Below are 10,020 nucleotides of genomic sequence, written 5' to 3'. Positions count from 1 at the left end.
CAGGAGCGTCTGAACAAGCTCATCACGGTGTCCATCACCCTGCTGCTGGCCATGACGCTGCTCATGATGGCGGGCACGCCGCTGCTCACCATGCTGTATCTGGATTCCAGCTGGGGGCCCGCGCAGCGTGCGCTGGTGAACTCCTTCACGTTGTGGTGCATGCCGCAGATCTTCTTCTACGGCCTGTATACGGTGCTCGGGCAGCTGCTTGCGGCCAAGGATAACTTCGGCGCGTACGCGTGGAGTTCGGTGGGCGCGAATCTCATCAGCTGCGCGGGTTTCGTCGCGTTCCTCATTCTGTTCGGCCGCGCCAGCCACGAGCCGATGTCGTTCTGGACCACCGACAAGGTCATGCTGTCCGCGGGCACGTGGACGCTGGGCGTGGCGTTCCAGGCGCTGGTGCTCTTCATTCCGCTGTTCCGTCTCGGCTTCAAATACAAGCCCAAGTGGGGCATTCGCGGTATCGGTTTGAGGTCGATGGGCCCTGTGGCCGCGTGGAGTCTGGGCATCACCGGCGTGCAGGAAGTGGCCAATATCGTCAACGCACGCATCACCAACGGCGCTCCCTTCGCGGGCAATGACCTGTACGGTATCGCGGGCAACAGCTCGTATCAGAACGCTTTCACGCTGTATATCCTGCCGTATTCGCTGATCGCGGTATCGGTTTCCACCGCCATTTTCCCGAAGATCTCACGGGCCGTGGCTTCCAACAATCTCGACGAGGCCCGTGCCGATCTGAGCGGCTCGCTGCGCAATATCGGCGTCATGATGATGTTCTTCACCGCGGTGTATGTGGTCATGCCCGCGCCGATCATCATCGCGTTGCTGCCGAGCGTCGGCCTGCATGATGCGCAGCTCATCGCCGGTCCTATGATGATGCTCGCCCTCGCATTGCCGTTCGCCAGCGCGTATCTGCTCATCCAACGCACGTTCTACGCGTTCGAGGATGGCCTGCGGCCATTCCTGTTCCAGCTTGTCATGAACGTGATTCAGATCATCTTCTCCGTGGCCTGCGCATACCTGCTGCCGCCGCAGTACTGGGCTTCGTGCGTCGGTCTCGCCGTCACCGTCGGCTACGCCTTCAGCTTCCCGATGCTGGTTGTCATGCTGCGCCGCCGGTTCAACGGGAATCTGGATGGCCGGCGCATCGCCAAAACCTATATCAAAGCCTTCGTGGCCGCATTCATCGCCATCATCGCCGGACTGCTGTTCGGCGTGCCGATACTGTCCCTGCTGCACGCCAGCCTGACCAACTACAACGTCGACATGAACTGGTTCCAGGCGGTCGCGTTCTGCGCGCTGATGGCCATACTGATGGGAATCGTGTACGCCGGTGCGCTGATCGTGATGCGCTGCGAGGAGTTCGTGACCATCGTCAAGAATCTGAGGAACCGATTCCTGCGTAAGGCCGCTGCGACAGCCGAAACGGCCGCCATGGCCGAGACCACGGCAGAGACCGCTGCCGAAACCGCCGTTGGATCGGCCGCCGAAGCCGCACTCGAAACCAGCGTTCAAGAGGGGCAGGAGGGGGAAGCCTCGGCGTATGCCGTTCCTCAGGAGACGGCGGCTGAACGGCCTTCTGCCAAAGCCGATGGCGGCGTCGAAAACCCGCTTGTGATTTCTCCCACGAAAACATCACAAACCGCTGTTGGCGCAGCTGCGGTTTCGACCAGTCCCACAGCTAGAATGACACCAGCGTCAACGCATTCGGCGTTGCAATCATCTGCGCAAATCGGAGTCGAAAACATGACCAAGCCTCAGCTGGGAGACACCCTGTTCAATCGCTATACGCTGATTGCATTGTTGCGCGACGAACCCGGCGTTCAGGCTTGGAAGGCCAACGACCGTGTCCTGGCACGCGACTGCCAGGTGTTCATTCTCACCGCAGCCCAGCATTTGGGTAACGTGGCCGTCGCCGCCTCCACGTTGGGGCGCGTGAAGGGGTTCACCCCCGTCGTGCAGTTCCGTAAGGCCGGCGATGCCGCCGTGCTGATCACCGACGTCGAATCCGGCCTGTCCCTCACCGATTACCTGCAAGGCCAGTCGGGTGATGTGCTGGGTACCGAGGCGATCCGTTCCATCATCGGCAGCGCAGCAACACTCGCCGGTCGACTGATGGAACCCCGACTTTCCACGTCCACGCTGCGCATTTCCACCAACGGGTTGGAAATCGCCGACACCGCGATCGCCTCCATGCTTGAGGAGCCCAGCCAAGCCAGGACCGGCATGCACGGCGATCAGCTGGTCATCCGCCAGCTGGCGGCCCTGCTGTACGCCCTGATCACCAAGACCCCGTCCTCCAAGGACATGGTGTATGACCTGCGGAGGCTGGACGATAACGTTCCCAGCGAATTCCGCATGATCATCATCCGTGGTCTCGCGATCGACGACGGTTCGCACCGTATGGTGCCGATGGCGTCGTTGAGCGAGCTGACCGCTCTGCTTGGCGATTGGACGCCGCTTGACAAGCTGCCCACGCAGGATATCGTTCTGCCGAGCGCCGCGGGCGAAGGTTCCATCGTCACCGCCGAACTGTGCCCCGTCGACGAGCAGGAACTGGTCGAACTTCCCGCCTCCGTCATCACCACGGAGAAGCTTCGCGAGCTGACCATCGAGCACATGCCCCAGCCTCGTGTGGCAAGCTCCACGGCCAATGAGCAGGAGCTGCTGAAGAAGGGTGAGGCGAATCTTTCCAAGCTCGCCAATTCCACCGAGAAGACGCTTTCCGCGGTGCTGCACAAGAGCCAGGAGAGCGAGGAGGCGCTGAAGAGCCGTCTGAATCGCCCCATCAGGCATGATGCCAAGGAGTACAGCGACGCCGACCTGTTCGAAGGGTTCGCGTTCTCGTCCGATTCCATGACCGCGGTCGGCGACAACGGGTTCGATATGACGACCCAGATTCCGGCCGTCGACGACGCCAACTATCCGACGCAGGCGATTCGCGTCAGCGACGTGCAGAACGATATCGCCCACACCGCGCAGCCTGCTGCGGCTCCGGCGTTCGTTCCCGCGGCCACGCCGGCGCCCGCCGAGCAGCCGGCATCGTATGCCACCGCCCAGCCCGCGGACGACATGCCCATGCAGCAGCCGCCGAGCTTCGCGCCCCAGGCCAAGGCCAATGAGGATGTGGAGGAAGCGAACGACGATCTTGCCGACACCCGTCTGTTCGGCAAGTACACGACTGCCACCGTGGTGGTCGCCGCCGCGGCCGTGGTCGTGCTCATCGCCCTCGGCATCGCGCTGACCGCCATGCATGTCAACAGCAATTCGAATAATCCGGATTCCTCGAACGAATGGTCGGACAGCAATATCGACAACGTGCCGTTCGGCGATGAGAACGAGACGGATGGGAACAACGATTCGTCCTCGCAATCGTCCAGCAGTAGCGCCGCAGGCGACGACGGTTACGACTACATCGATGTCACCGATATGTTCTCCAAGTGAGGTCGACAGGTAATCCGCGAGGATCGTTCTGCAAGGATCATTGAGAGCGCGGGGCCGGAACGCCGGTTCCGCGCTTTTCGTTTCCCTACGTATGCCCGGCCATACCGTTCGGCCTGCGGAACAGCCTGTAAAGACGGCATCACGCTGACCACCGGTTGCGGTAGACACATGCGTATGGCAGACATCACCGCATGGGCGTTACGCACGCTGAAGCAGCGTTACGGGTACGATTCGTTCCGCGGCAGGCAGCTGGACGTCATTACGGCGATTCTGGAGCATCGTGACGTGCTCGCCGTAATGCCCACGGGCGCGGGTAAATCGCTGTGCTATCAGATTCCGGCCTGTGCGCCGGGCAGGAACGGCGTTCCGGCGCTGGTGCTGGTCGTTACGCCGTTGCGCGCGCTGATGCGCGATCAGGTGGCTCATTTGGCCAAACATGGCATTCCCGCCGCGTTCATCGATTCGGAAACCACGGAGGCTGGCCGTCGCGAGATTTACGATGCGGCGCGTGAAGGGCGTATCCGGTTGCTGTACGTAGCCCCGGAAAGGCTGTCCACGCAGGGTTTTCTCCGCTTCGCACAATCGGTCAGGATCCGTCTGTTGGCCGTGGATGAGGCTCATTGCGTGTTCCAATGGGGTCAGGATTTCCGGCCGGATTATCTCGGCATCGCCGCGTTCGTCGAACGTCTTGCGGAACGTCCGGTCGTCGCCGCGTTCACCGCATCGGCCACGCCCGACGTGCGCGACGGCATTGTGCACAATCTGCGGTTGCATGATCCGTTGCGGGTCATGACGAGCTTCGACCGTCCGAACCTGTATTTCGGGCGTAGGGAGGCGCATTCCAAGCTTGAGCGCAACGAGGTCATCACCGATTACGCCCGCTCGCATCGCGGCGAAAGCGGCATCGTCTATTGCACGTCCCGCGCCCGCACCGAGGAACTGGCCGAGGAGCTGAAAACGGCCGGCGTCAACGCGGATCATTTCCATGCGCGAATGGATGAGAGCCGCAAAATCGACGTTCAGAACGCGTTTCTCAGCGGCTCGCTTGACGTGATCGTGGCGACCACGGCTTTCGGCATGGGCGTGGATAAGCCGGATGTGCGTTGGGTGATCAACGATGGCTTGCCGGGCAGTCTGGAGGAGTACTACCAGGAGGCCGGGCGTGCCGGGCGCGACGGTAAACCGGCTTCCTGCCTGCTGCTGTGGGGACGCTACGAGTTCGATTTCCGCAGGCAGTGCATCGAGGAGTCCGCCGGGTCGGCGCTGGATGCCGGAAAAGACCGCGAACAGGCCCGTGAAGCCGCGTTGGAGCGGTGCCGGGCCATGGAGAGGTATTGCACGACTTCGGGCTGTCTGAGGGCGTATATGCTTCGGTATTTCGGCGAGGAGCCATCGGAGAAGCGCTGCGGGGCTTGCGATTCATGCACGGGGCGTTCCTCGTTGCATCGCAGTGCCGGTTTGAAGCATGCTCAGAAGCGTGCTCATGGGAATTCCGGCCATATATCGTCGTTTACTGCGGTTTCAACCTATGGCGGCGCGGGTATGCATGACAACGATAATGGCGATGCCGTCGATAACGATACCGTCGACGCGGTGCTGGCGTTCATCCGCAATATCCACGATGCGCAAGGTACGGGGTATGGCACGGCCAGGATCGTCAACGCATTGCACGGGTCGCAAAGCGCCGCGGTGACGGGTTGCGGTTTGGACGCGGTTACCGGGTATGGCTCCCTGCCTGATACGAGCGGTAGCGCTATCCGCGCAGCGATACGGCGATTGCTGGATGATGGCACGCTGGCGCACGGCGAACACGGCATAGTGCTGCCTGCCGATGCGGACGGCGACTGACGCAGGACTGACGCAGGTGGCGATACAGGCAGCTGCCGGAACGCCACTCACGCCCTATACGGCACGAGGGTTGCACCCCGGTTCAGTACCGGGGCGCAATCCTCGTAATCGCCTGATGAGCGCGTACAACGCTCCTGTCGCCGTTTGGCGGCATGAGCGCGGGAATCCACACGTTTCCCGTCCGATCGGCGTCTCCTACGCCTTATCGGCCTTCTTCTGCTCGTTCTGTTCGCCCTGCTTGGCCGACTCAGTCTGCTCACCCTGCTCCTGTCCGGGCATCAGCAAGCCGAGAATGCGGTTCATGTCTTCCGGCGAGGAGAACACGATCTCGATATGGCCGTGCTTGGGCGTTCCCTTGATGGCGACCTTGGTGTCGAAGCGGTGCTCAAGGTTGGAACGGATGGGGGAATTCGCCCACGGATCTCCCCTGCGAGCCCTCGTCTTCTTCGGCTTCGAGGAGTTCAGGTTCGACATCGCGACGATCTCCTCGGTGCTACGCACCGAAAGGCCTTCGGAAATGATGCGGTTCGCGAGCTTGTCCATCTCGTCCTCATCGCTCAGGCCGAGCAGCGCACGCGCGTGACCGGCCGAAAGGATGCCTGCGGCGACCTTCTTCTGCACCGAGGTCGGCAGGTTCAGCAGACGCAGCGTGTTCGCGATCTGCGGGCGCGATTTCGACACCGACTTGGACAGCTGCGCCTGGGTCAGGCCGAATTCGTCGACCATCTGCTGGTAGGCCGCGGCCTCTTCCAGCGGGTTCAGGGCGACGCGGTGGAGGTTTTCCAGCAGGGCGTCGCGCAGCATATCGTCGTCGGCGGTCGTCTTGACGATGGCGGAGATGGTGGTCAGTCCGGCAAGCTGCGAGGCACGCCAACGGCGTTCGCCCATGATGAGCTCGTACGGGCTGTCCATGCGACCGTCGAAACGGTTCGCAGGCTTGGTGCCGGCTTGGGCCTTGCGTGCCGCCTCGATCTGTTCGGCGGGGCGCTTACGCACCACGATGGGCTGCAGGATGCCGACTTCCTTGATGGACAAGGCGAGTTCGTTCAGATCGTTCTCGTCGAAGATGGTACGCGGCTGATGCGCGTTCGGACCGATCTCATCAAGGTTAAGCTCGGCAAGATAGCCGCCTTCCACCGGCTTCAGCCTTGACTGATTGGTCTTTTCTTCGGTTTCCTTGGCATCCTTCTGCTGTTCCTGCTGTGTTTCACGTGAAACGGTGCGCTTGGGCTGCAGGGAAACGGTGTCGTCGAAAAACATGTCGCTGGGGTGGGCGATGTCGTCGATGCCGGGCATGGCGATACGCGTCTTCGAGATGCCGCTGTGCGCAGTGGCCTTGCTCTTCTGCTGGGCAGCGGGCTTGGACTCGGTGGCCGTACCGTTATCCGACTTCGCCGAAGCCGGAACCTCGCGCTTCGGCTTCGCTTCCGCAGCGGGCTTCGCTTCCTTGGAAGCCGTGCTAGTGGCGGTTTTTACCTTTGCGACCTCATCAACAACAGGCTTCTTCTCTTTGGTTTCATGTGAAACAGCATGTTGTTCATGGTCTTCGCCGGGGAGCGCAGGGAATAACGCGCCGAGGCCCTTCCCAAGACGGGATTTCGATGCCATATCAGGCCTCCTTCATTCTCGACGCGATGGCGTCCAACACAACAGGGGAACGACGCGCGATCTCCAGCGCGGCTTCGCAATACGCAATGGCACCCATGCCTCGCGGATCGTAGGAAATGACGCTCTTATTGAAGCTCGGTGCCTCGGAGATCTTCACCGTCCTCGGAATGGTGGTGTCCAGCACGATCGACGGGTAGTGGCTCTTGACTTCGTTGTACACCTCACGGCTCAACAGCGTGCGCTTGTCGAACATGGTCACCATCATGGTCGACACCGTCAGGATCGGGTTGAAATGTTCCTGGACAAGGCCGATGGTGTTGATGAGCTGGCCGAGGCCTTCGAGCGCGTAGTATTCGGCCTGAATCGGGATGAGCATCTCACGCGCGGCGCACATGGCGTTGATCACCAGCAGGCCCAGGCTCGGCGGGCAGTCGATGAACACGTAATCGAAGTGCTCGTCGCTCTCCCGCAGGAACTGCTGCACGGCTTCGTTCAGCAGATTGTTGCGGTTCTCGAACTGCGCGACCTCAAGTTCGGCGCCGCTCAGGTCGATGGAGGCGGGGACCACGTCGAGGGTCTCGAAATCGGGGCACGGGCGCTTCACTTCGGCGATGGACATACGCCCTTCGAGAACGTCGTATACGGACGGTTCACCGGATTCGTGACGTACGCCAAGGGCCGTCGAACAGTTTCCCTGAGGATCCATGTCGATGACCAATACCCGAGCGCCGTTCTTGGCAAGGGCCGCGGCGATGTTGACCGTGGAAGTGGTCTTGCCGACCCCTCCCTTCTGGTTGGCCACGGCGATGAGGCGCGTACGGGCGGGCTTGGGGAACGTCACTTCCTGCAACCGGGAATAGCGATTGAATTCATGCGTGATTTCCGCACCTACTGTCGAATCGCCTGTCGAGAAGATACGCTTGATGGTATCTTCGGCGGATTCAATCGGCATATCCTGATCTGCCATGAAAAACTAACTCCTTGATGCTTGAATCTGTATCCAGTTTTGCCGTTTGTATGGACAGAAACCACTGTTTTCCCGTTCTGTGGATAACAATGTGGGAAACTGTGGAAAACCCGTGGATTTTTGTGGATAACCCAAAATGATGATTCGCGGTCATCCCTTATTTTTTCACGCTTCCCGCACGATTCCGCAAATGTGGATAACTGTGGATAAGTTATCCGCACCATTGTGGATTACCACCAAAATCACCGCTCTGATCACAGCCACTCCAGGCACTCCATACCCCCCCCCTATTTCACAACATTGTTTCACATGAAACATCCCTCCTTTCGCTCCCACCGCCCCGCATGTGTTTCACATGAAACAAGCGCCTCTGCGCAACCCCTATCAATGCAAGTAACGACGCTTTATCGCAACTTCCTATAACGAAATCGCTTCGCTGGGAGCCGACGCGGCATGGCTTACGCCCAGACCCCCGTATCGTTGAACCATGGCACAATTACGAGACGCAATCATCATTGGATCCGGCCCAGCCGGGTATACCGCGGCCATCTATCTCGGCCGCGCCGGTCACTCCCCTCTGGTCATCGCGGGAGCGCTGACTCCCGGTGGCCAGCTCATCAACACCACCGAAGTGGAGAACTTCCCCGGCTTCCCGGACGGTGTTCTCGGTCCCGATCTCATGGACAACATGAAGCGCCAGGCGGAACGGTTCGGGGCGGAGTTCCTGCAGGACGACGTCGCCGCCGTGGAACGGCAGGACTCGCGCTTCACAGTCACCACGAATCAGGGTCAAACGTTTGAAGCGAAGACGGTCATCATCGCCACCGGGTCGAGCTACAGGAAACTCGGCGTCCCCGGCGAAGCGGAATTCTCCGGCCGTGGCGTATCGTACTGCGCGACGTGCGATGGCTTCTTCTTCCGCGGCAAGCCGATTGTGGTGATCGGCGGCGGCGACAGCGCCTTCGAGGAGGCCGGCTTCCTGTCGCGCTTCGGATCCTCGGTCACGATCGTCCACCGACGCGACGAGTTCCGCGCGTCCAGGATCATGGTCGACCGCGCGAAGGAGAACGAGAAGATCAGCCTGCTGACGAACGCCGTGGTGGATGAGATCCACGGCAACGATCAGGGCGTGCAGTCCCTGTCCGTACGCGATGTGAACACCGGTGAGGTTCGGCAGGTCGAAGCGAACGGCGTGTTCGTGGCGATCGGCCATACGCCGGCCACGGCATTCGTCGACGGACTGGTGTCACGTGATGAGGCCGGGTACATTACGGTCGACGGTGCGAGCACGCGCACGAATGTCCCCGGCATCTTCGCCGCGGGCGATTGCGTTGACAGCGTGTATCGTCAGGCGATTTCAGCGGCCGGTATGGGCTGCCGTGCCGCACTCGATGCGCAGGCGTATCTTGCCGATTCAGTGGCCTGATTCGGCTGCCTGATTGGACTGTTAGCGCTATCCATAGTTTGAGCCGTGGTTCCCTTGAGTCATGCAAGGGAGTCACGGCTCGTTCTATGTCGCCTTATCGTGTGCACAAAGTTAAGAAATGTGGATAAAAGGGGCGAATTGTGGATAAGTGTGGATAAATCAGGCGATTGCTGTGGATAAGTCGCGTGTATAACGTCGTAAAACCCTTGGAAATCAAGCTCTCCCACGTTTATCAACAACCTAGGAAAAACCTGTGGATAACTTTTTGGGGTGCTCCAAATTGTGGATAACTCGTTTTCATCGGTTCCTAACGGCAGGATACGATCGAGCGCTATATGTGTATACTGCGACTCGTCAATCCCCCATATATATGGCTGCCATAAAGCTGCGTGGAACACCGCCGGCCATCCGTCCACATCCCGGTCACGTAGAAGGCTCAGCGTGCACCCGCTGTGATACCCGATCCCCCTGTTTCCCAGGTTCCCTACTCCCCCGATTCCAGTACGTGCAACCGCCCTCCCCGTCGAGAAACCCTCCGTCGAGCTCCGATCCAAAGCTCCCCCACGAATTCCCCTCTCGAATTCCCCTCGCACTCCCCCGCTCACCGCATCGTTGGGAATCCACGGCACGTCCACTCACTCTGCGGCAAGCACAACTCCGATTTACGCCGACCCGCTCCAAGCCCCGAGCATTACACGCCCTAGCCAACCCCAATCCACCCCAACCC

5 protein-coding genes are annotated in these 10,020 nt (G+C 60.5%); 3 read left to right on the top strand and 2 right to left on the bottom strand.

Annotated features, from left to right (window positions below; genetic code table 11):
• Together KIH75_RS09500 and KIH75_RS09495 are read left to right on the top strand one after the other, a co-directional pair.
• A partial coding sequence (locus tag KIH75_RS09500; protein WP_274608111.1) for a lipid II flippase MurJ occupies window positions 1–3,444 on the top strand: 3,444 nt, incomplete at its 5' end.
• Between the two features lie 174 nt (window positions 3,445–3,618).
• A complete protein-coding gene (locus KIH75_RS09495; protein WP_219056471.1) occupies window positions 3,619–5,292 on the top strand; it encodes a RecQ family ATP-dependent DNA helicase in 1,674 nt (557 codons plus the stop codon).
• A gap of 195 nt (window positions 5,293–5,487) precedes the next feature.
• On the opposite strand, the gene KIH75_RS09490 is transcribed toward KIH75_RS09495, so the two are convergent.
• Together KIH75_RS09490 and KIH75_RS09485 are read right to left on the bottom strand one after the other, a co-directional pair.
• Entirely contained in the window at window positions 5,488–6,900 is a 1,413-nt protein-coding gene (locus tag KIH75_RS09490; protein ID WP_219056470.1) for a ParB/RepB/Spo0J family partition protein, read from the bottom strand.
• A 1-nt stretch (window position 6,901) separates the two neighbouring features.
• Window positions 6,902–7,867, bottom strand: a complete 966-nt coding sequence (locus KIH75_RS09485) for a ParA family protein (RefSeq protein WP_219056469.1) — start codon at window positions 7,865–7,867, stop codon at window positions 6,902–6,904.
• 487 nt (window positions 7,868–8,354) lie between these two features.
• Between KIH75_RS09485 and trxB the strand changes: the two genes are divergently transcribed.
• Window positions 8,355–9,293 (top strand): thioredoxin-disulfide reductase, encoded by a 939-nt coding sequence (trxB, locus tag KIH75_RS09480; protein ID WP_219056468.1) that lies wholly within the window; start codon window positions 8,355–8,357, stop codon window positions 9,291–9,293.
• Window positions 9,294–10,020 lie beyond the last annotated feature (727 nt).

The sequence above is a fragment of the Bifidobacterium pongonis genome, assembly GCF_019331805.1.
In the GTDB taxonomy this organism is placed as follows: Bacteria; Actinomycetota; Actinomycetes; order Actinomycetales; family Bifidobacteriaceae; genus Bifidobacterium; species Bifidobacterium pongonis.
This window is presented reverse-complemented; position numbering and strand designations above follow the sequence as displayed.

Bases quoted from the DNA above. Each gene is read 5' to 3' on its own strand.
- KIH75_RS09495 (WP_219056471.1), top strand. From the start codon at position 3,619: ATGGCAGACATCACCGCATGGGCGTTACGCACGCTGAAGCAGCGTTAC.
- KIH75_RS09490 (WP_219056470.1), bottom strand. From the start codon at position 6,900: ATGGCATCGAAATCCCGTCTTGGGAAGGGCCTCGGCGCGTTATTCCCT.
- KIH75_RS09485 (WP_219056469.1), bottom strand. From the start codon at position 7,867: ATGGCAGATCAGGATATGCCGATTGAATCCGCCGAAGATACCATCAAG.
- trxB (WP_219056468.1), top strand. From the start codon at position 8,355: ATGGCACAATTACGAGACGCAATCATCATTGGATCCGGCCCAGCCGGG.